Consider the following 20925-nt stretch of genomic DNA (forward strand, 5'->3'; position numbering starts at 1 on the left):
GAAGAGCGGAGAACACACGACGTGTGCGGAATCACCGGATGGTTCGACCGCGATCGCGGACCCGAACGCGATCACGAACTCGTACGCAGGATGACCCGGACCATGGAGTGCCGCGGTCCGGACGAGGAGGGGACGTGGATCTCCGGTCCGATCGCGCTGGGGCACCGGCGGCTGTCGATCATCGACCTCGAAGGCGGCAAACAGCCGATGGTCGCCGACCACGACGGCGACCGCACGCTCGCGGCCCTCACCTTCTGCGGCGAGGTCTACAACTACCGTGAGCTGCGCACGGAGCTGGTCCAGCACGGCCACACGTTCCGGACCAACAGCGACACCGAGGTCGTCCTGCGGGCCTACCTCCAGTGGGGGGTGGACTTCGCCCGCCGCCTCAACGGCATGTTCGCCATCGGCATCTGGGACGCGGTGCGCCAGGAGCTCGTTCTCGTCCGGGACCGGATGGGCGTGAAGCCCCTCTACTACCACCCCACCCCCGGCGGACTCCTGTTCGGGTCGGAGCCCAAGGCGATCCTGGCCCACCCGCAGGCGCGCCGGACCGTCGACCGGGCCGGCCTGTGCGAGGCCCTGGACATGGTGAAGACGCCCGGGGCCGCCGTGTTCAGCGGCATGCACGAGGTCCTCCCGGGCGAGGTGCTCCGGGTCGACGCGACGGGCATCAGGAAGGCCCGGTACTGGACGCTCGAAGCGGCGCCGCACACCGACACCCGCGAGCGGACCGTCGCGAACGTCAGGGACCTGCTGGAGGACATCGTCGCCCGGCAGCTGATCTCGGACGTGCCGGTGTGCACCCTGCTCTCCGGCGGGCTGGACTCCTCGACCATCACGGCGATCGCCGCCCAGGTCCTGGAGCGCGAAGGCCGCGGCCGCGTGAACTCGTTCTCCGTGGACTTCAAGGGCTCGACCGACAGCTTCGAACCCGACGCGGTGCGCGGCGCCCCCGACGCACCGTTCGTGCGGGACCTGTCCGCGCACGTCGGCACCGATCACCGGGAGATCCTGCTGGACAGCCGCGAGCTGTCCGAGCCGGAGGTGCGGGCGGCCGTGCTGCGCGCCACCGACGTGCCGCCGGCCTTCTGGGGCGACATGTGGCCGTCGCTCTACCTCCTGTTCCGCGCGGTCCGCCAACACTCGACGGTGGCGCTCTCGGGCGAGTCCGCCGACGAACTGTTCGGCGGTTACCTCTGGTTCCACCGCCCGGAGGCGGTCGACGCGACCACGTTCCCGTGGCTCACCTCCGGCTCCGCCCGGTACTTCGGCGGCACGTCGCTGCTCGACGGCGGCCTGCGGGAGAAGCTCGACATCGCCGGGTACCGGGCCGACCGGTACGCCGACGCCGTCGCCGAGGTGCCCGTGCTGGCCGGGGAGAGCGACGTCGACCGGCGGATGCGCAAGGTGTCGTACCTCAACCTGACGCGGTTCGTGCAGACCCTCCTCGACCGCAAGGACCGCATGAGCATGGCGGTCGGGCTGGAGGTCCGCGTGCCGTTCTGCGACCACCGCCTGGTCGAGTACGTGTTCAACACGCCGTGGGAGATGAAGACGTTCGACGGACAGGAGAAGAGCCTGCTGCGCGCGGCGGCCCGGGACCTGCTGCCGGCGTCGATCCTGGAGCGGAAGAAGACGCCGTACCCGGCGACCCAGGATCCGGGGTACGAGGCCGCGCTGCGGGCCGAGATGGCCGAGGTGCTCGCCGACCGGAACGCACCGGTGCACCCGCTCCTGGACCGGGCCAGGGTCGACAAGGTCATGGACCGGTCGCTGAGCGCGACGAGCCTTCCCTACAGCCGCGGCGGGCTGGAGATGGCGCTCTGGCTCAACCGGTGGCTGTCGGCCTACGACGTCACCCTCGACATCTGACGGAGGACGTCAAGACCATGGATTTCAGTCTGTTCTACTTCGCCAACGAGCAGGAGGCGGAGGCCGACGCGACGGACCGGTACGGTCTGCTCCTCGAAGGGGCGAAGTTCGCCGACACCCACGGCTTCACCGCGGTGTGGACACCGGAGCGGCACTTCCACGAGTTCGGCGGCATCTATCCGAACCCGTCCGTGCTGGGGGCGGCCGTCGCGACCGTCACCGAGCGCGTCGGGATCCGCGCGGGGAGCGTGGTGGCACCGCTGCACCATCCGGTCCGCATCGCCGAGGAGTGGTCGGTGGTCGACAACCTCTCCGGCGGCCGGGTCGGCGTGTCGTTCGCCTCCGGATGGCACCCGCAGGACTTCGCGCTGCGTCCGGAGAACTTCGCGGACCGCAAGGCGAAGCTGGAGACGACCGTGGAGGAGGTGCGCGAACTGTGGCGCGGCGGCTCGCTGTCCGTCGTCGACGGCGCGGGCGAAACCCAGTCCGTGCGGTCCTATCCGCGTCCCGTGCAGGCCGAACTCCCGGTCTGGATCACGAGTTCGGGCGGTCCCGAGACGTTCCGGGCGGCGGGCCGCGCCCGGGCCGGGCTGCTGACCCACCTCGTCGGCCAGAGCCTGGAGGACCTGTCCGACAAGGTCGCGCTCTACCGCGAGGAGTACGCGGTCCGGTCGGGTTCGGACCGGGACCGCGGACACGTCGTCCTCATGCTCCACACGTACCTGCACGAGGACGAGGCCGTCGCCAGGGAGACGGTCCGCAAACCGCTGTGCGCCTACCTCCGCAGCTTCGCCGGGCTGACCATGAGCTCCGGTCCGAAGGGGCGGCGGATCGACCCCGAGGCGCTCAGCCCCCGGCACTTCGACGCCCTGGTCGAGCGCTCCTTCGAGCGGTACTTCGACGAGGGCGGTCTGCTCGGCACCCTCGACAAGGCCGTCGACGTCGTCGAGCGGGTCCGGAAGGCCGATGTCGACGAGATCGCCTGCCTGATCGATTTCGGGGTGCCCCGGGACGAGGTCGCGGCCGGTTTCGGTCTCCTCGGCTCACTGCGGGCGGCCACCTCGGAAGACGGCCGGTGACCCGCACCGAAAGCGCCGACCGGGTGCGGCTGCCGGAACACCCGTCCAGTGAGTTCCGGCGGTCGGCCGGCCGGTTCCCCACCGGCGTGACCGTGCTGACCTGCGTCCGGGACGGGGAGGCGCACGGCATGACGGTGAACGCGTTCACCACCGTGTCGCTCGACCCGCTGCTGGTCCTGGCGGTGCTCGGGACCGGCTCCCGGACGGCCCGCCAGGTGCTGTCCGGCGACGGGTTCGCGGTGACCGTGCTGAGCTCCCTCCAGGAGCCGACGGCCCGGTCGTTCGCGGACCCGGTCCGGACCCGGGGCGGCGCCGCGTTCTCCACCGTCGCCCACGCGCCCGCCCCCCGCACCGGTTCGCCGGTGCTGCTCGGCGGGATCGCCTACTTCGACTGCCTGGTCGAGTCCACCCATCCGGCCGGCGACCACACCATCCTCGTCGGCGCCGTGCAGACGTTCGGCATGCTGTCGGAGGAGCCGGCCCTGCTGTTCAGCCGAAGCCGCCTCGGTGCGGAACCGGATCCGCGGCTGCCATGAGGGGTTCGGAGTAGCTGTGGACGGATGGGATTTCGGACTGCTGACGATCGCCGCCACGGGAGCGGGCGCCGTCAACGCGGTGGTCGGCTCGGGGTCGCTGATCACGTTCCCCGCACTGATCGCGATGGGCTACCCGCCGATCCTGGCCACGGTGTCCAACAACGTCGGGCTCGTGCCGGGCATGGGCGGCGCGGTGTACGGCTACCGCCGGCAGCTCACCGGACAGGGCCCGCTCCTCCTGCGGCTCGCGGCGGCCGCCGGCGGCGGCGCGCTGATCGGCAGCCTCCTGCTGCTGTACCTGCCGTCCGCCTGGTTCCAGAAGATCGTGCCGGTGCTCATCGGTACGGCCTGCGCACTGGTGGTCCTGCAGCCCGTCCTGGCCCGCCGGCCGGCCGCCGGGCAGCGACGCGGCGGTGCGGGGCTCCGGCTCGGCGTGTTCGGCACCGGCATCTACGGCGGCTACTTCGGAGCCGCGCAGGGGGTCGTCCTCATCGGACTGCTCGGCGCACTGACCACCGAGGACCTGCAGCGCCTGAACGCCGTCAAGAACGCCCTGGCGCTGACGGTGAACCTGGTGGCGGCGGTCGTCTTCGTCAGCGTCACCACCGTCGACTGGTACGTCGCCGGGATCGTCGCGGCGGGGTCGACGGCCGGGGGTCTGCTCGGATCCCGGTACGGCCGGTCGCTGTCGCCGGTGGCCCTGCGGAGCGCGATCGCCGCGGTCGGACTGCTCGCCATGGCCGACCTGATCGCCAGGTCCTGGTGAACCGCTCGGCCCGCGTCCACGCAGCCGGCGGCAGGCGTGTGACAGCGGCGTTCGACGGGAAGCCCCGCGGGTGCGGCCCGGCGGGGCTTTCACCCGGGGGGTGCGGCGTCCGGCACGGGCACCACCGCACCCGGTTTCCTTTTCCCGGATCACCCGGGGAAGGGACGCGGGCGCCGCCGTTCCGGCCGGTGACGGCGCCCTCGCCGTCACCGAGGACCTCGAAGGGCGGCTTCAGTTCCTCCGGGAAGCCTTCTCCGCGTATCGGCCTCACCCCCCGGGGTGCGGGGCGTCCCTCCCCGGTGAGAGGGACGGGGGAGTGCCCGCCGCCCCGGCGGACTGCCGGTCGCCTGTGCGGACGGCGGGCGTCCTGGATCAGTAGCCGTAGATCATCTTGTAGGCGACCTCGGGGAGGAACTGGCCGGCCGTGGAGCCGGTTCCGACACCGCAGTTGCCGTCGGACTCGCCCGGAGTCTTGATCCACAGGAGCATCTCGGCGCCTCCGCCCGTCCGGGTGGGCGTGCCGATGCGGCGGCCGGAGGGGTTGCACCACTGGCCGTTGGAGCCGTTGCCGTTGCGGCTGGTGTCCACGACGAACGGCTTGGTGTAGCCGTAGCGGGCGGCCAGTTCGTTGTTGACGGCGTTGCCGTAGGCGGTGTTCTCGGCGGTGGTGACGTAGTTGGAGACGTTGAGCGAGAAGCCGTGGGCCTGTCGGAGGCCGGCTTCGTGGAGGCGCCGGGCCATGGTCGCCGCGTCGGCCCAGCGCGGGTTGCCGGCGTCCATGTAGACCCAGGTGTTGGGGGCTTGGCGGTTGAACTCGGCGAGGGCGCCGGTGAGCATGGCCTCGCGTTCGTCGATCTGGGCCTGGGTCATGCAGCCGTAGTCTCCGAGGGAGTCCGGTTCGAGGATGACGAGGGCCGGGCGGGCCGCGATGCCTCCGGCGAACTGAGCGATCCAGCCGGCGTAGGCGGACGGCGAGGCGGCTCCGCCGGCGGAGTGCCCGCCGCAGTAGTCACGGTGGTAGATGTTGTAGGCGACGAGGACGGGCAGCTTGTCCCGGGAGTCCGCCGCTCCGACGTAGGCACCTGTCGCGGTGCTGATGGTGCCGCTCCAGGAGCCGAACCAGCGGGCCATCGGTGTGTTGGCGATGGAGGCGTCGATCGCGGCGGCCCGGCCGTCGCCGGGGTTGGCGGCCGCCCACCGCTTCGCGCTCGAGTCGGGGTCCACGTAGAACCCGTTGGTCATGGTGGTGGGGTCGGCCGCGTGGGCGGAGGGTGCGGCGGCGAACGCCAGCGGCAGAGCACAGAGCGCTGCCATCAGGGTGCGGAGTCTGCGGCTCAAGACAGGACCTCGGTTTCGGAGGAGGTGCGCTTTGGGAGCGCTCCCACTAGAAGCGGTCCCCATCGTGTGGGTGGGTGGTTGAGCTGTCAATGGACGGCGCGGCATGCGACTTTCACAGGGGGACGTAGGTCCTGTGGGCCACTGCACTGGAAGCGATCCCCTCTCATGCGTCCCTGAGCGTTCCGCGCCTGAGGAAGACTCAGGAGCCATGGCAGAAGCAGCGCCGCGTCGGTGTCCGACGCTCGACGAGGTGGCCGAACGCGCCGGTGTTTCCCGCTCCGTGGCCTCCCGCGCCCTCGACAACGCCCCGCACGTCGGCCGCGCCGAGCGCGAGGCCGTCGAACGGACCGTGCGGCACCTCGGTTACGTACCCGACGACCGCCCGCGCGCCGGCCGCCCGTCAGTCCGATGGCTCGGGTACTGGTTGCGGCCTGCCCCTTTCTCGCTGATGCCGGTCGCGGTGCCGGGTTCGTCAGGACGGTCGCGGCCGGCACGCTCAGGACGGATGCCCGGCGAAGACCGGGCTGTTTCGGCGGGCTCATGGTCCTCCTGGCCGGGGCGGGGGTCGGGCGGCGCGGTCGATGGCTCGGTTCAGGGTGTGGACACCTCGAACCGCGTGACGCGGACCGCGCCGCCGAGGGCCTGAGTGGCGTGGTTGAAGAGGGCGAACCGGTAGCCCATGAAGAACCGCCAGTCGTTGCCCATGGAGAAGGCGGGTCCGAGACGGGTGAACGTGATGCCGTCGGTGCTGTAGGAGAAGGTCCCGGGGCGCGGTGCGCCAGGGCGGATGTCCGCGTTCGCGCGCAGCCAGACGCGGCCGCCGGAGACGGGCGCGCTCGCGATCTCGGTGCCGGTGCCGGTGGTGTTCCAGTTGCTGTCCATGGTCAGCCCGGTGACCATCACCACCCGTGTCGCGCCGCCGTCGCGCTTGAGGCCGATCCAGGCGGAGGAGTCACGCAGCAGCGCGAGCCCGGCCCGGTCGCCGTCCCGCATCGCGGAGTGGTCGAGCTGGACCGTGGCGGTGGAGGTGGGGCCCTGGATGCGGTGCGTGAGGGTGTTGCGGGCCCAGTAGAGGTCGTGGGTGACGGTCGCGGTCCGCAGCGTCAGGCCGTTGCCGGCCGACCACTTGGTGGGGTCGGGGTTGTGGTTCCACTCCCATCCCGGTTTCAGGGTCGTACCGTCGAAGGTGTCGACGCCGGTCATCGGGGTGACCTGGCGGGGCGGAGGGGGTACGGCCGGACTGGGATACGTGGTGCCCCACGCGCCGTTGACGAGCTGTACGACGGGCCAGCCGTCCGCGGTCCAGGTGACCGGTGCCAGGGCGGGCATGCGGCCGCCGGGGTAGGCGTCGACGAAGGCCATGTAGTACCAGGCGCCGCTCTGCGTCTGCACCAGTCCGCCCTGGTGGGGGACGCCGCCGCCGGGGATCGGTCCGCGCAGGTCGAGGAGGACCTGCCGCATCGTGTACGGGCCGAAGGGGCCGCTCGAGGACTTGAGGATGTACTGGCCGTTCGCGGGGCGGGTCAGGAAGATGTAGTACTGCCCGTTGATCTTGTAGAACCGGGCGCCCTCCAAGGTGCCGACGCCGGACGGTGTCCTGAACACCTCCTGCGTACGGACCTGGTTGCGGCCGTCGGGCGAGAGCTGGGCCACGCTGATGGTGGTGTTGCCGTACGCCACGTAGAGGGTGTCGTCGGTGTCGACGAGCAGGCCGGCGTCGTAGTAGGGGGTGCTGATCGTCGTCAGCCTGTTCCACGGCCCCTCCACCGCGGTGGCGGTGTAGAGGTACGTCCGGGCGAAGTCGATCTGGCCGAGCCAGTAGAAGGTCCTGTTACCGGGCCGATAGGCCAGTGACGATGCCCAGATTCCCCTGACGTAGCCGCGGGCGCCGTTCAGGTCGTACTTGGCGCCGAAGTCGAGGACGGGTACCGAATGGCCGGCGATCTCCCAGTTCACCAGGTCGTACGACCGCAGAACGGGCGCGCCCGGCGAGTAGTGCATCGTCGAGGCCGAGGCGTAGTAGGTGTCGCCGACGCGAATGATGTCGATGTCCGCGAAGTCCTGCCAGATCACCGGGTTCGTGTACTGCGCCGCGGTCGCGAGGGCGGGCCCAGAGGGGAGGAGGGCGCCGGCGGCCAGGCCGGTGGCGGCCGCGAGCGTGCGGCGACGGGTAAGAGGTTGATGTAGCCATGACATATCCATGGAGGTGTCCACCTCGAGTTCATCGGTCGGAGCGACTCTGTCGCATTCGAAATATCGAACATGGTGCGACTTGTCGAGCATTCCGGATGATAGGAGGGCGGCGTACCCCGTCAACCCTTCTCGCACAAGTCGTGCGCCGCTTCGAAACGTTCGAAGCGACTGGCGCGGATTCGGTGCGCCTCGGCCTTGCTCCCTTGCTGATCACGCGACAGATCCCGTTCCTCGGGGAGGTGTTGACAGGGCCGGTCGCCTCTCTAATATCCGTGGGGCGTCCGAGGTTTCCGAACGCCAATCGAAATTTCGAACCCCCTCTCCTCTCTCTTTCCTGCCGAAGGAGTCCCGGTGCCCAGACGACCAGGCGGACGACTGTTCCGCCTCCTCACGGCCGCCGTGCTGACGGTGACCGCGTCCGTGACGGCCTCAGCGCAGTCCACCGCCACGGCCGCGCCGGGCAGTCCGGCGCTCACCCCACCGCTGGGGTGGAACAGCTGGAACAGCTTCGGGTGCGGAATCACCGAGGCCCAGGTCCGCCAAGCCGCCGACGCGATGGTGTCCTCGGGCATGCGGGACGCCGGCTACCGGTACGTGGTGGTCGACGACTGCTGGTTCGACCCGCAGCGTGACGCGCAGGGCAACCTGCGGGCCAACCCGACGAAGTTCCCGAGCGGGATGAAGGCCCTCGGGGACTACATCCACGGCAAGGGCCTGAAGTTCGGCATCTACCAGGTGCCGGGGGAGCGCACCTGCGCGCAGACCGTGGGCACTTACCCGGGCTCCACGGGCAGCAGGGGCCACGAGGTCCAGGACGCCGCCACGTTCGCCGCGTGGGGAGTCGACTACCTCAAGTACGACTGGTGTTCCTCGAGCGGCACGCGTGACGAGCAGGTCGCGCGGTTCAAGCTGATGCGTGATGCCCTGCGCGCCACCGGTCGGCCGATCGTCTACAGCATCAACCCCAACAGCTTCCACGCCATCACGGGGTCCACGTACGACTGGGGCGAGGTCGCCGACCTGTGGCGGACGACCGAGGACCTGCTCGACATCTGGCAGAACGGCAACACCAACAGCTACCCGATGGGCGTCGGCAACGTCCTGGACGTCAATGCGCCGCTGGCCGCGCAGTCCGGCCCGGGGCACTGGAACGACCCCGACATGCTGGTCGTCGGCCGCCCCGGCCTGTCGCTGACCGAGTCCCGCTCCCACTTCGCCCTGTGGGCGCTGATGAGTGCCCCGCTGATGGCCGGCAACGACATCCGCACGATGTCCGCCGACGTCAGCGCGATCCTGCGCAACCCGCGCCTGCTGGCGGTGAACCAGGACTCCCGGGGCGCGGGCGGACGCAGGGTGCGCGACGACGGCGACATCGAGGTGTTCGCCAAGCCCCTGGCGGACGGTTCGGTCGCGGTGGGGCTGTTCAACCGGGGCGAGAGCGCGGCGACGGTCACCACGACGGCCGCCCAGATCGGCCTGGGCGGAGGACCGTTCACCCTCACCGACCTGTGGACCGGCGGCACGTCGAGCACGTCCGGGCAGATCTCGGCGAGCGTCCCCGCGCACGGCGTCGCCGCGTACCGGGTGAGCGGCGGCAGCCCGCTGGCCGCCACCACCTCACGCCTGCGGGGCGACGCCTCCGGGCGCTGCGTGGACGTGGACAACGCCTCCACGGCCGCCGGCGCCGCGACTCTGCTGTGGGACTGCCACACGGCCGCCAACCAGCTGTGGACCACATGGGCGGGCGGCGAGATCCGCGTCTACGGCGACAAGTGCCTGGACGCCCACAACCAGGGCACCACCAACGGCACCCGTGTCATCACCTGGCCCTGCAACGGCCAGAACAACCAGAAGTGGACCATCGGCTCCGACGGCTCGATCCGCAACGTCCGTTCCGGACTGTGCCTCGACGCCAACGGGGCCGGCACCGCCAACGGGACCCCGCTGGTGCTGTGGACCTGCAACGGCCAGGCCAACCAGAAGTGGACCCGCGCGTGAGCGACACGGCCCCGGGCCACGGCCAGAGCGACACCACCCCGGCCCCGGCCTCCCGCACGGCTGCCGCGTCCGCCGGCCCGGCCGCCCCCGGCTCCGGCTGCGGCGGGGCCCCGGGCGTCGGTACCTCGGCTTCCCGGCCGGCCGGCCACACCGGCAGCACCCTCCCGCCGAGCGCCTGCACCCCGCACGGCACCGCCCGCGGCTGAGCGCCGTGTCCGCCCGGGGGATCTCCCGGGCGGACACGGTCCCGGCTCAGGGCGTCGTGCCCGTCACCGTGGTCCCCGACGCGGTGAGGCAGTGCGCCGTCGAGCGGCCCGCGACCGTCGGCATGGCGCTCCGACCGCACTCTTGATGCGAGGTGTCGGAAGGGCGGTCGCAGCGGTCGAGGGAGGGGGAAGGCGACCGCGCCGGCCGGCCGATCGGGAAGACCTTCGGCGGGCGGCCGATGCGGCGGCAGCGACTTGGTCGACCGGGGCCCGGGCAGGCGGTCCCCGGGAGGGGAGCAGGAATTCCGCCCGAGCAGCCGACCCGCCGCACGGCGGTGCGCCCCGGTGCGAAATACTCCCCCGATGGGTTCACGCACTTCCCCGATCAGCCGGCCGATCACGATACGGAGGGCTGTCGCGCGGGATGCCAAACGGCTCACGCGGCTCGTGCGTGGCTCGGGCGCCTACGCGGGTAAGTACGCAGCCGCGGTCGCGGGCTACCGGGTCGGGCCGGATTACCTCGAGGCCCACCGCGCCTTTGTGGCCGTCGGCGCCGACGAGCACGGAGGCCGGGTCCTCGGGTTCTACTCGCTCGTCCTCGCTCCCCCGGAGCTCGACCTGCTGTTCGTCGCCGACGAAGCGCAAGGACGGGGTATCGGACGGCTGCTCGTTGCGCACATGCAGTCCGAGGCCCGTGCCGCCGGGCTCGACCGTGTCAAGGTCGTGTCGCACCTTCCCGCCGAGGGCTTCTACCACCGCGCCGGTGCGGTGCGGATCGGGACCGCGCTCGCGAACCCACCCGCCGTGCCGTGGGACCGTCCCGAATTCGAGTTCCGCGTTTCTTCGGAGTGACGCGGTGTGCCGGTTCGCAGGGCACCGGCTTCGCCTGCAGGGTGGCCGGCATACAGGAGCCGCTGGACGCCGCGCGCTCCGTGTGTGCCGTCGTCCCTGCCCTGGCGGGGGATCGCCTGCGCCGGCGGCCTCTCCCGGCGACTCCCTCACCTCCGGCACTCCCAGAGCCGTTGGGATAGCGCACACCTCAGCTCGCTCCACACACGATCGAGGTCGGCCGCTGTGAATGCGTAGTTTCACATGTCACGCCCGCATCAGGAGCGAGGCGAGGCTGCTGCTGGACGCCTTTCGAGGACGTCTTACGGACAGCCGCGTACGTCGTTGCCCCCTGGCGGTCAGGGTTGCACTTTGTGAGACCGCTCTTCCTGAGACGTAGCACTCCAAGTGGATCAATATCTGTGCTCGCGAAGTGAGGCTTTGACAGACCGCGTAGTGAGAGTTTTTGCCGCAATGAGCAGAGCGGAATTGCGTAATGCGCACGGGCCGTTCCGGTGTGCTACTGTCGATCTCAGTTGCAGTTGTGGTTCCCAAAACTTCAAGTGCCCCGACCCGGCTTCTGTCGGTCGGGAGCACTTTTGTAAATCCGGTCATTTTCCGGGCGGGGTGATCATCGCGGCGACACGGTGTCCGTACGGTGCGGATTCCGATGTACTGCCCCAAAGGAGATATGACATGGCTGCTGGTACCGTGAAGTGGTTCAACGCGGAAAAGGGCTTCGGCTTCATCGAGCAGGACGGTGGCGGCGCCGACGTGTTCGCCCACTACTCGAACATCGCCGCGCAGGGCTTCCGTGAGCTGCTCGAAGGTCAGAAGGTCAACTTCGACATCGCGCAGGGCCAGAAGGGCCCGACGGCCGAGAACATCGTTCCCGCCTGACGCTCACGCACCATCTGTAGCTGGGGCCCGCATCCTTCGGGGTGCGGGCCCCAGCTGCACGCATTTCCCGCAGCGGTTTCACTCGCGGGACGACTCGGAGGAATCCGCAGTCCCACCACGCGCGGCTCCTCCTTCAGTGATGCACGAGCGTCCTGAAGAGCTGCGTCACAGCCGACGCTCGGATCTTACGTCCCCATCGCGTCACCCATTTCAGCACCTGTGCCCCCGGATATTTCCGCCGGCCTAAAGCTGTTTTTCTTTGCCGCCGGTCCATACTTGTAATTCTCCATGTCGCTCATTGCTGCGGGAATTCCTTGATATGTGCCACATCGAGGAAGGTTCCGCATGAACCGCACACGTACGAACGATCGCTCCGCCCGCGCCCGTAGTGGCAGTGCCGACGCAGGAAGGGGCGGCAGCCGCTTCGGCTCGCAGGCACAGCCCCGTTCGGGCGGGCCTGCCCGGTCCGGTGGTTACGGCCGCCGGCCCGCCGCAGTGCAGGGTGAGTTCGCACTGCCCAGGACGATCACCCCCGCGTTGCCCGCCGTGGAGGCGTTCGCCGATCTCGACATGCCCGAGCAGTTGCTGGCCGAACTCGGCATGCAGGGGGTGACCGCGCCGTTCCCGATCCAGGGCGCGACGCTGCCCAACTCCCTGGCGGGCCGTGACGTTCTGGGCCGCGGGCGCACCGGTTCCGGCAAGACCCTCGCCTTCGGCCTCGCCCTACTCGCCCGTACCGCTGGACAGCGTGCTGAGCCCCGCCAGCCGCTGGGGCTGATCCTCGTACCGACGCGTGAGCTGGCGCAGCAGGTCACCGACGCGCTCACCCCGTACGCCCGCTCCGTCCGGCTGCGGCTGGCCACGGTGGTGGGCGGGATGCCGATCGGCCGGCAGGCCGGCGCGCTGCGCGGCGGGGCCGAGGTCGTCGTCGCGACGCCCGGACGGCTCAAGGACCTCATCGACCGTGGCGACTGCCGGCTGGACCAGGTCGCCGTCACCGTCCTCGACGAGGCGGACCAGATGGCCGACATGGGCTTCATGCCGCAGGTCACCGCGCTGCTCGACCAGGTGCGTCCGGAGGGGCAGCGGATGCTGTTCTCCGCCACCTTGGACCGCAACGTCGACCTGCTGGTGCGCCGCTACCTGAGCGACCCCGTCGTGCACTCCGTCGACCCGTCGGCCGGTGCGGTCACGACGATGGAGCACCACGTGCTCCACGTCCACGGCGCCGACAAGCACGCCGCCACGACGGAGATCGCCGCCCGCGACGGCCGTGTGATCATGTTCCTGGACACCAAGCACGCCGTCGACCGGCTGACCCAGGACCTGCTCAGCAGCGGGGTACGCGCCGCTGCGCTGCACGGCGGCAAGTCGCAGCCGCAGCGCACCCGCACGCTGGCGCAGTTCAAGACGGGGCACGTCACCGTGCTGGTGGCGACCAACGTCGCGGCGCGCGGCATCCACGTCGACAGCCTCGACCTCGTCGTCAACGTCGACCCTCCGACCGACCACAAGGACTACCTCCACCGCGGCGGCCGCACGGCCCGCGCCGGCGAGTCCGGCAGCGTCGTCACGCTGGTCACACCGAACCAGCGCCGCGGCATGGTCCGCCTCATGTCGGACGCCGGAATCCGGCCGCAGACCACCCAGATCCGCTCGGGAGACGAGGCCCTGAGCCGGATCACCGGAGCCCAGGCCCCCTCCGGCATCCCGGTCGTCATCACCGCACCGGTGGTCGACCGCCCCAAGCGCAGCGCCTCCTCCCGCGGTCGGCGCCGCCCCTCCTCGACGGCCCGGCGGGCTCTCGTACGCCGGCCCGTCCTCGGCGTGGTGGCCTAGAACCTTCGTGATCAGGAAGCTGACCCATTTCTGCAGGAGGCACCTTTTGACGCCGGTTCAGACGCAGCCCCGCTCGGCGGACGCCAACCCCTTGCACAGGACGGTGGTCGAGTTCATCGACGTGGCCGGACCGCAGGTCTGTGACGACATGAGCGTCGAGGTGGCGCCGGCCGTCATAGCCGCCGCACGCACGGGCCGACTGGTCGTCTGCGACCAGGACGACCAGCGCATCGGCCCGGTGACCCGAACCGACCTCACCGCCGTCCGCGACAGCGGCGCTCACACGGACCGCGTCCGCCTGCGCGACATCCTCGGCGACCACGGATCGTTCACCTCACCCGTGACCACGAGGGGCGAAGCCGAGCACGCGATGCGCTCCCTTCGGCTCGGTGCTCTGCGGGTCGTCGACGAGCAAGGCAGCGCCCCGGGCAGCCTCGCCCTCTCCCGCTGAAATGCCTCGCCCCTGGTCGGACCGTTCTTCCCTTCTCTCTGTGAGGCCCCATGCGCTGCGTCATCGCCCGCTTCCCCTTCGAGCTCACCAAGGGCGGAGTGCTGGAATCGATGAAGGGCATCAAGCCCGAACCGGTCGCCGGAGAATCGGTGATCATCGGCCGCCGCCACTACCCCGTCAAGCAAGTCGGCCAGGTCATCACCCGCCAGGACCGCCGTGACTTCAGTGCCGCCGAAGTCCTCCGGGCCATGACTCAGCTCGGCTTCACCTGCCGCGCCCTCCCCGAGGCCGCGCCTCTGGGCATCCCCGGCTCGCTGCAGCACGCCTCCGCGATGCTCGGCACCCCCGGGACGGTCCGACCGGGTAAACAGGCACGAGCCGACATCTGACCAGAAGCGTGGGCCCGACCGGTACGCCGGTCGGGCCCACACTGCGTGCAGCATGGTCCCGTCGCTGTCGCTGCACCCGTTCCCTCTCCGTGGCTGCTTGCTGGATCCGGTCGATGAGGTGGTGTTGTGACGCCGTCGGCGAACATGGTCGCCTCGGTCGTGCCCGGTGGTCTTGTCGTGAGTGACGGCGGCGTACAGGCGGGCGAGGTCCTGCACGACCTCGGCTGGCGTGACCGTGACCCCCGTGTGACGCTCCGGGCACTCCAGAGACCGCCCCCAAGGTGCTAAAACTCCCGTTGAACTGCGGGTTTTCGCGCCTCCATTCCCTGGGACGTGTTCCCGACGACTCATCATGCGGAGTGCGTTGCCGTTCCGGCCTCCTGGGGTGGCTGCTGACTCCCGTGCCCGACCTCGATGCCGGCGAGCCCCCGACCGGAACCGGGGGCGTGCTGCCGGGCTGTGACTCAGGCGTCGATGATGACGGGGATGATGAGGGGCTTGCGGCGATGGGTGCGGAAGGCCCAGTTCGCCACGGCGCGGGCGACGAGCTGTTCGAGTTGGTGCGCGTCCCCGACGCCTTCTTCGGCCGCGGTGGCCAGGGTCTTCTCGATGACCGGGACGACCGACTCGAAGGTGGTGTCGTCGTGGACGAAGCCGCGGGCCAGGAAGTCGGGTGCCTCGGCGAGGGCGCCGGTGTCCGCGTCGACGATCGCCACCACCGTGACCACGCCTTCGGCGGCGAGGGTGAGGCGGTCCTTGAGGGACGCTTCGGTGGCGCCGCCGACTTCCATGCCGTCCACGTAGACGTTGCCGGCGGGGACCTTACCGGTGATGGACGCGCGCCCGTCGACCAGGTCGACGACGACGCCGTCCTCGGCGATGACGACCCGCTCGGGGTCGACACCGGTACGGATGGCGAGGTCGCCGTTGGCCCGCAGGTGGCGCCATTCGCCGTGCACGGGCATGACGTTGCGCGGTTTGACGATGTTGTAGCAGTAGACGAGTTCGCCGGCGCTGGCATGCCCGGAGACGTGCACCTTGGCGTTGCCCTTGTGGACCACGTGGGCGCCCCACCGGGTGAGTCCGTTGATCACCCGGTAGATGGCGTTCTCGTTGCCGGGGATGAGGGAGCTGGCGAGCAGGACGGTGTCGCCCTTGCCGATGCGGATCATGTGGTCGCGGTTGGCCATCCGTGACAGCGCGGCCATCGGTTCGCCCTGGGAACCGGTGCACACCAGGGTGATCTTGTGGTCCGGGAGCTTCTCCAGCTCCTTCGTGCTCACGACCAGACCGGAGGGGACCTTCAGATAGCCCAGGTCACGGGCGATGCCCATGTTGCGGACCATCGACCGGCCGACGAAGGCGACCTTGCGGCCGTGCTGGTGGGCGGCGTCCAGGACCTGCTGGATGCGGTGCACGTGGCTGGCGAAGCTGGAGACGATGACCCGGCGTGGCGCGGTGCGCATCACCTGCTCGATCGCCGGGTTCAGCTCCCGCTCGGAGGTGGTGAAGCCGGGTACTTCGGCGTTGGTGGAGTCGGTGAGGAACAGGTCCACACCCTCCTCGCCGAGGCGGGCGAAGGCGCGCAGATCGGTGATGCGGTCGTCGAGAGGGAACTGGTCCATCTTGAAGTCGCCGGTGTGCAGCACCATCCCGGCCCGGGTGCGGATCGCGACCGCGAGGCTGTCGGGGATGGAGTGGTTGACCGCCACGAACTCGCAGTCGAAGGGCCCGAAGCCGCGGCGGTCGCCCTCCCGCACCCGCACCGTGCGCGGCCGGATGCCGTGTTCCTTGAGCTTGGCCTCCAGGAACGCCAGCGTCAGCTTGGAGCCGACGACGGGAATGTCGGACCGCTCGCGCAGCAGGTACGGCACGCCGCCGATGTGGTCCTCGTGGCCGTGGGTGAGGATCACGGCCACGATGTCGTCCAGCCGGTCCCGGATCGAGGTGAAGTCCGGCAGGATCACGTCCACGCCGGGCTGGGTCTCCTCGGGGAACAGCACGCCGCAGTCGACGATGAGCAGCTTGCCCGCGTGCTCGAAGACGGTCATGTTGCGGCCGATCTCACCTAGGCCGCCCAGGGCGATGACCCGCAGCCCTCCTTCGGGAAGGGGCGGGGCGGCTTTCAGTTCGGGGTGCGGATGACTCATACCCTGACGGTACCCGGAGAGCGGGACAGGGCGATCCATTGCCTGTGGGATCTCCCTTTCCCGACGGAGCGGGACACGCAGTGGCTGTCTCAGCACGATCGGATCACGCCGGCGGCCGGAACGGGGAGTGGTGAAAGCGGTACCGCCTTCCGTGGCCGGACCGTTCGCCCGGTGCTGGAGAAGATCTCGTACGCCCTGTCGTGTTTTCCGGCGTTGTCCGCCTCCCGGTGAGACTCGGCACTGGTCCACTCGGAGGAGTCGAGACGCGGGTGCCGTCGGCGCTCAGGAGCAAGCTCTGCGGCGCAGGGACTGGGAGAGCGTGCGAGCCCGGAGGACACACTGTCCGGGCGGCCACGCGTGCACGCCGGAGAACTCGTACCTTGATTCCCGAGGATCCCGGCGGTGCCGGCGGTGCCGCGCCGCGAGGGGCGGGAGTCGCCGGGTTCCCGCGGCCGTGTGCGATACCGCGAGACGTGAGAAGGTCTGGGGCGTGAGTGAGACACCACCGAACACCCTGCAATACCGCTTCGACGGACCGGAAGACGCCCCTGTCCTGATCCTGGGTCCCTCGCTCGGCACGACATGGCACATGTGGGACCGGCAGATCCCCGAACTGACGAAACAATGGCGCGTGTTCCGGTTCGACCTGCCCGGACACGGAGGCGCCCCCGCCTACCCGGGGGGATCGGTCGGCGACCTCACCGCACGACTGCTCGCCACCCTCGAAGGGCTCGGCGTGCAGCGCTTCGGCTACGCGGGCTGCGCGCTCGGCGGCGCGATCGGCCTCGAACTGGCCCTGCACCACCCCGAACGCCTCGCCTCCCTCGCGCTGATCGCCGCCTCGCCCCGGTTCGGCACCGCCGACGAGTTCCGCCAGCGCGGGGTGATCGTCCGCACGAACGGGCTCGAGCCGATCGCCCGCAGCGCGCCCGACCGCTGGTTCACCAGTGGCTTCGCGGCCGCGCAGCCCGCGATCACCGAGTGGGCCGTGCAGATGGTGCGCACCACCGACCCGGGCTGCTACATCGCCGCCTGCGAGGCCCTCGCCGCGTTCGACGTACGGGCCGGCCTCGGCAGCGTCGGCGTGCCGACGCTGGTGCTGGTCGGCTCGGACGACCAGGTCACCGGCCCCGCCGAGGCCCGCACGCTGGTCGCCGGGGTGCCGGACGCCCGGCTGGCCGTCGTGCCCGGCGCCTCCCACCTCGTACCGGTGGAGCAGCCCGCCGCCGTCACCGATCTCCTGGTCCGGCACTTCTCCACCGCCTGGCAGCCCGGCTTCGAGGCCGCCACCGGACACGTCGCCCTGCCCGCCGTCCAGGTCCAGGCGGGGCAGGTGGTCGTGCCGCAGCAGGCCGGGCCCGTCGGCGAGATCGCCGCCGCCGTCCCGCCGGACCCCCGGGAGGGCGGCCCCGACCCGTACGAGGCCGGGATCAAGGTCCGCCGCGAGGTGCTGGGCGACGCGCACGTCGACCAGGCGCTGGCCCAGGCCGACGACTTCTCGGGCGACTTCCAGGAGTACGTCACCCGCTCCGTCTGGGGCGGTGTCTGGGACCGGCCCGGCCTGGACCGGCGCACCCGCAGCTGCGTCACCCTCACGGCCCTGGTCGCCGGCGGCCACCTGGAGGACCTCGCCGTCCACACCCGGGCCGCCCTGCGCAACGGCCTCACTCCCGCGGAGATCAAGGAGGTCCTGCTGCAGGCGGCCGTCTACTGCGGCGTCCCCGCGGCGAACAGCGCGTTCCGGGTGGCCCAGCAGGTCGTCCGCGAGGAGACCACGCCCCAGGTGTGAGTCCCGGGACCGGCCGGGAGGGCGGGCCCCGGGGCCTCGCGCCGGGGCGGGCCCGCAGGGGGCAGGATGGACGTATGAGGCTCACGAAGAAGTCGCACTCCTGCGTCCGCCTGGAGAGGGACGGCCGCGCCCTCGTCATCGACCCCGGAGGGTTCAGCGAGGAGGACGCCGCGCTCGGCGCGGAGGCCGTCCTCGTCACGCACGAGCACCCGGACCACTTCGACGAGGGCAGGCTCAGGGCCGCGCTGGAGGCCGACCCGGCCACCCGGATCTGGACCCTGAAATCCGTCGCGGACCAGCTCTCGGCCGCCTTCCCGGGCCGGGTGCACACCGTCGGCCACGGCGACACGTTCACCGCCGCGGGCTTCGAGGTGCAGGTGCACGGCGAGCTGCACGCCGTGATCCACCCGGACATCCCGCGGGTCACCAACGTCGGCTACCTCGTCGACGACGGCGCCCTCTTCCACCCCGGCGACGCCCTCACCGTCCCCGGCCACCCGGTCCGGACGCTGATGCTCCCCGTCATGGCCCCCTGGAACAAGATCTCGGAGGTCATCGACTACGTCCGCGAGGTCCGGCCCGAACGCGCCTACGACATCCACGACGCCCTGCTCACCGACCTGGCCCGCCCGATCTACGACCGCCAGATCGGGGCCCTCGGCGGCGCCGAGCACCTGCGCCTGGCCCCGGGGGCGACGGCCGAGCTGTGAGACGCCCCCGCGGCCCCCGGTGAGCGGGCGGTGTCACGGGTGCCGGGTAGGTTGGAGGACATGCGCATCGCGACCTGGAACGTGAACTCGATCACCGCCCGCCTGCCGAGGCTCCTGGCCTGGCTGGAGAGCAGCGGCACGGACGTGCTGTGCCTCCAGGAGGCCAAGGTCGCCGAGGAGAACTTCCCGGTGGAGCAACTGCGCGAGCTGGGCTACGAGTCGGCGGTGCACGCCACCGGCCGGTGGAACGGCGTGGCGGTGCTCTCCCGGGTGGGCCTGGAGGACGTCGTCAAGGGCCTGCCCGGCGATCCGGGCTACGACGGCGCGCTGGAGCCCCGGGCCGTCTCCGCGACCTGCGGCCCGGTCCGCGTCTGGTCGGTGTACGTGCCCAACGGACGCGAGGTGGACCACCCGCACTACGCGTACAAGCTCCGGTGGTTCGAGGCGCTGAAGGCCGCCGTGGCCGGCGACGCGGCGGGCAGCCGCCCCTTCGCGGTCCTCGGCGACTACAACGTGGCGCCGACCGACGACGACGTGTACGACATCGCGGCCTTCGAGGGCCTCACCCACGTCACCGGGCCCGAGCGCGCCGCCCTCGCCGCCCTGCGCGGGACCGGCCTGAGCGACGTCGTCCCGCGCCCGCTGAAGTACGACCACCCGTTCACGTACTGGGACTACCGCCAGCTCGGCTTCCCCAAGAACCGCGGCATGCGCATCGACCTGGTGTACGGCAACGAGCCGTTCGCCGAGGCCGTTTCCGACGCCTACGTGGACCGCGAGGAGCGCAAGGGCAAGGGCGCCTCGGACCACGCACCGGTCGTCGTCGACCTGGACGTGTGACCACCGGCCACGGATGATCGGTAACCGGCCACCCGGCGGCGCCGTCCGCGCGCCCCGTGGTGCGGACGGCGGCGCGAATGTCACGCTGGAAGGATGAACATCCCCTTCCTGGGCGACCGGCGCCGCAAGCCCGGAGCGCGTGATCCCGAAGGCCTCGCGGAACTCCTCGCCGAGTGCGAGCTGCTGCGCTCCCAGGTGTCCCGGGCCGGCGTCCGACTGGACGACTCCCCGGCCTCGTTGGAGGCACTGGACCAGCTGGTCCCGGGAAGCTGGCGGGACGACGAGGACACCCTGACCTGGCTGGGCAACGACGCCGGGCTGTACCTGGGCACGGTCATCGTGCGCACCGTGCCGGGAGCCGCCTGGGAGATCCGCTCCGACGGGCAGCCCGTCGTACGGCTCGCCTCCGGGCGGGAGTTCGACGTCGTGGACTCCGGACACGCCTGGGCCGCCGGCGGCGTGCCCGAACTGTCCCAGCTGTACGCCGAGGTCGCCGAGGCGTGAGACGCCCGGCGGACCCCGGCCGGTCCGCGCCCGCCGGGCCCCGGCCGCGTCCCGCCGCACACCGGTCCGCCGCGAGCGGGGGAGGAGTGATCGTCGTCACGTGCGGGACGGACCCCGTCCGCTCCGGCGGCGGCCTCCCGCGCCGACGGGCGACGGCTCCCCGGTCAACGGCCTTGCCACCGGGGGCCGTACACCCGGGAAGGCCTTCACGCGCCCGGGCGGGAACCGGGCAGGTGAGCCGCTTTCCGGGATCTCCGGACGAGGGAGTGGGGGCAGGGGGAGGTGCGCCCGGCCCGGCCTCGACTACGATGTTTTCTCCGTCCCGGTGGGGAGGGGGACTTCGCGGACGGAGCGGGGGACGCCGCCGCCGGGAGGGGCCCACCGGCCCGCATCCGCGGGGCGGCGGTTCACATCGGCCAGTCCCGTCCGGCGGCAGTCGGAGATCACTGTCCGCGTCGTGAAGACGGCCCGCGCCACGGGTTGTTCGCCGGCGGGCAGAAGGTCAGCTGCGCGTCGGGCGGGTGGTGCCCGGTC

General features: G+C 71.0%; 18 protein-coding genes and 1 pseudogene. 16 read left to right on the forward strand and 3 right to left on the reverse strand.

Features of this window, described 5'->3' with window-relative positions; genetic code table 11:
- The first annotated feature begins 21 nt into the window (after nucleotides 1–21).
- From asnB to AOK18_RS02285, 4 genes are read left to right on the forward strand one after another with little or no spacing between them, the layout of a single operon-like run.
- Nucleotides 22–1875 (forward strand): asparagine synthase (glutamine-hydrolyzing), encoded by a 1854-nt coding sequence (gene asnB / locus AOK18_RS02270; protein ID WP_055693151.1) that lies wholly within the window; start codon nucleotides 22–24, stop codon nucleotides 1873–1875.
- A 17-nt stretch (nucleotides 1876–1892) separates the two neighbouring features.
- Complete coding sequence (locus AOK18_RS02275) at nucleotides 1893–2954, forward strand: MupA/Atu3671 family FMN-dependent luciferase-like monooxygenase (protein WP_055693152.1); 1062 nt, start codon at nucleotides 1893–1895, stop codon at nucleotides 2952–2954.
- Nucleotides 2951–3490, forward strand: a complete 540-nt coding sequence (locus AOK18_RS32790; RefSeq protein ID WP_055693153.1) for a flavin reductase family protein — start codon at nucleotides 2951–2953, stop codon at nucleotides 3488–3490. The genes AOK18_RS02275 and AOK18_RS32790 overlap by 4 nt, the downstream gene beginning before the upstream one ends.
- 16 nt (nucleotides 3491–3506) lie before the next feature.
- Nucleotides 3507–4256: a sulfite exporter TauE/SafE family protein gene (locus tag AOK18_RS02285; protein ID WP_055693154.1), complete on the forward strand. Its 750-nt coding sequence runs from the start codon at nucleotides 3507–3509 to the stop codon at nucleotides 4254–4256.
- A 372-nt stretch (nucleotides 4257–4628) separates the two neighbouring features.
- Here AOK18_RS02285 and AOK18_RS02290 read toward each other — a convergent pair whose 3' ends face one another.
- Nucleotides 4629–5594 carry a glycoside hydrolase family 6 protein gene (locus AOK18_RS02290; RefSeq protein WP_055693155.1) on the reverse strand — a complete coding sequence of 322 codons (966 nt, stop codon included), beginning with the start codon at nucleotides 5592–5594 and terminating at the stop codon, nucleotides 4629–4631.
- A 208-nt stretch (nucleotides 5595–5802) separates the two neighbouring features.
- Between AOK18_RS02290 and AOK18_RS30225 the strand changes: the two are divergent.
- A pseudogene (locus AOK18_RS30225) lies at nucleotides 5803–5985 on the forward strand (LacI family DNA-binding transcriptional regulator); the annotation flags it as partial.
- Nucleotides 5986–6185: 200 nt separating this feature from the next.
- Here the strand turns inward: AOK18_RS30225 and AOK18_RS02295 are convergent.
- A complete protein-coding gene (locus tag AOK18_RS02295) occupies nucleotides 6186–7796 on the reverse strand; it encodes a glycoside hydrolase family 43 protein (RefSeq protein ID WP_055693166.1) in 1611 nt (536 codons plus the stop codon).
- 342 nt (nucleotides 7797–8138) lie between these two features.
- Between AOK18_RS02295 and AOK18_RS02300 the strand changes: the two genes are divergently transcribed.
- The 7 genes from AOK18_RS02300 to AOK18_RS02330 all read left to right on the forward strand — a co-directional run bounded on the left by AOK18_RS02300 (nucleotide 8139) and on the right by AOK18_RS02330 (nucleotide 14398).
- On the forward strand, nucleotides 8139–9785 hold the full coding sequence (locus AOK18_RS02300) for a glycoside hydrolase family 27 protein (protein WP_055693156.1): 1647 nt from the start codon (nucleotides 8139–8141) through the stop codon (nucleotides 9783–9785).
- Entirely contained in the window at nucleotides 9782–9991 is a 210-nt protein-coding gene (locus AOK18_RS02305; RefSeq protein ID WP_157865000.1) for a hypothetical protein, read from the forward strand. The genes AOK18_RS02300 and AOK18_RS02305 overlap by 4 nt, the downstream gene beginning before the upstream one ends.
- A 363-nt stretch (nucleotides 9992–10354) precedes the next feature.
- The gene (locus AOK18_RS02310; RefSeq protein WP_079104810.1) at nucleotides 10355–10843 is read left to right on the forward strand and encodes a GNAT family N-acetyltransferase; all 489 of its coding nucleotides are present in this window, start codon (nucleotides 10355–10357) and stop codon (nucleotides 10841–10843) included.
- 672 nt (nucleotides 10844–11515) lie between these two features.
- The gene (locus AOK18_RS02315; protein WP_003973099.1) at nucleotides 11516–11719 is read left to right on the forward strand and encodes a cold-shock protein; all 204 of its coding nucleotides are present in this window, start codon (nucleotides 11516–11518) and stop codon (nucleotides 11717–11719) included.
- Nucleotides 11720–12064: 345 nt separating this feature from the next.
- Nucleotides 12065–13558, forward strand: coding sequence for a DEAD/DEAH box helicase (locus AOK18_RS02320; RefSeq protein WP_055693159.1), 1494 nt, complete (start codon nucleotides 12065–12067; stop codon nucleotides 13556–13558).
- Nucleotides 13559–13604: 46 nt separating this feature from the next.
- Nucleotides 13605–14009 (forward strand): CBS domain-containing protein, encoded by a 405-nt coding sequence (locus tag AOK18_RS02325; RefSeq protein ID WP_055693160.1) that lies wholly within the window; start codon nucleotides 13605–13607, stop codon nucleotides 14007–14009.
- 50 nt (nucleotides 14010–14059) lie between these two features.
- Nucleotides 14060–14398 carry an SCO5918 family protein gene (locus AOK18_RS02330; RefSeq protein WP_055693161.1) on the forward strand — a complete coding sequence of 113 codons (339 nt, stop codon included), beginning with the start codon at nucleotides 14060–14062 and terminating at the stop codon, nucleotides 14396–14398.
- Nucleotides 14399–14862: 464 nt separating this feature from the next.
- Here AOK18_RS02330 and AOK18_RS02335 read toward each other — a convergent pair whose 3' ends face one another.
- On the reverse strand, nucleotides 14863–16548 hold the full coding sequence (locus tag AOK18_RS02335) for a ribonuclease J (protein ID WP_055693162.1): 1686 nt from the start codon (nucleotides 16546–16548) through the stop codon (nucleotides 14863–14865).
- 490 nt (nucleotides 16549–17038) lie between these two features.
- Between AOK18_RS02335 and pcaDC the strand changes: the two genes are divergently transcribed.
- From pcaDC to AOK18_RS02355, 4 genes are all read left to right on the forward strand, one after another.
- Nucleotides 17039–18337 (forward strand): bifunctional 3-oxoadipate enol-lactonase/4-carboxymuconolactone decarboxylase PcaDC, encoded by a 1299-nt coding sequence (gene pcaDC, locus AOK18_RS02340; protein ID WP_055572575.1) that lies wholly within the window; start codon nucleotides 17039–17041, stop codon nucleotides 18335–18337.
- A 74-nt stretch (nucleotides 18338–18411) separates the two neighbouring features.
- Complete coding sequence (locus AOK18_RS02345; RefSeq protein ID WP_055572574.1) at nucleotides 18412–19047, forward strand: MBL fold metallo-hydrolase; 636 nt, start codon at nucleotides 18412–18414, stop codon at nucleotides 19045–19047.
- A gap of 60 nt (nucleotides 19048–19107) precedes the next feature.
- Complete coding sequence (locus AOK18_RS02350; protein WP_055572573.1) at nucleotides 19108–19887, forward strand: exodeoxyribonuclease III; 780 nt, start codon at nucleotides 19108–19110, stop codon at nucleotides 19885–19887.
- 93 nt (nucleotides 19888–19980) lie between these two features.
- Entirely contained in the window at nucleotides 19981–20391 is a 411-nt protein-coding gene (locus AOK18_RS02355) for a DUF6278 family protein (protein ID WP_055693163.1), read from the forward strand.
- The last annotated feature ends 534 nt before the right edge of the window (nucleotides 20392–20925 follow it).

It is taken from the genome of Streptomyces prasinopilosus, assembly GCF_001419695.1.
In the GTDB taxonomy this organism is placed as follows: Bacteria; Actinomycetota; Actinomycetes; order Streptomycetales; family Streptomycetaceae; genus Streptomyces; species Streptomyces prasinopilosus.

Bases quoted from the DNA above. Each gene is read 5' to 3' on its own strand.
- AOK18_RS02295 (WP_055693166.1), bottom strand. From the start codon at position 7,796: ATGGATATGTCATGGCTACATCAACCTCTTACCCGTCGCCGCACGCTC.
- AOK18_RS02345 (WP_055572574.1), top strand. From the start codon at position 18,412: ATGAGGCTCACGAAGAAGTCGCACTCCTGCGTCCGCCTGGAGAGGGAC.
- AOK18_RS02355 (WP_055693163.1), top strand. From the start codon at position 19,981: ATGAACATCCCCTTCCTGGGCGACCGGCGCCGCAAGCCCGGAGCGCGT.
- AOK18_RS02350 (WP_055572573.1), top strand. From the start codon at position 19,108: ATGCGCATCGCGACCTGGAACGTGAACTCGATCACCGCCCGCCTGCCG.
- AOK18_RS02335 (WP_055693162.1), bottom strand. From the start codon at position 16,548: ATGAGTCATCCGCACCCCGAACTGAAAGCCGCCCCGCCCCTTCCCGAA.
- AOK18_RS02320 (WP_055693159.1), top strand. From the start codon at position 12,065: ATGAACCGCACACGTACGAACGATCGCTCCGCCCGCGCCCGTAGTGGC.
- AOK18_RS02330 (WP_055693161.1), top strand. From the start codon at position 14,060: ATGCGCTGCGTCATCGCCCGCTTCCCCTTCGAGCTCACCAAGGGCGGA.
- AOK18_RS02275 (WP_055693152.1), top strand. From the start codon at position 1,893: ATGGATTTCAGTCTGTTCTACTTCGCCAACGAGCAGGAGGCGGAGGCC.
- AOK18_RS02315 (WP_003973099.1), top strand. From the start codon at position 11,516: ATGGCTGCTGGTACCGTGAAGTGGTTCAACGCGGAAAAGGGCTTCGGC.
- AOK18_RS02310 (WP_079104810.1), top strand. From the start codon at position 10,355: ATGGGTTCACGCACTTCCCCGATCAGCCGGCCGATCACGATACGGAGG.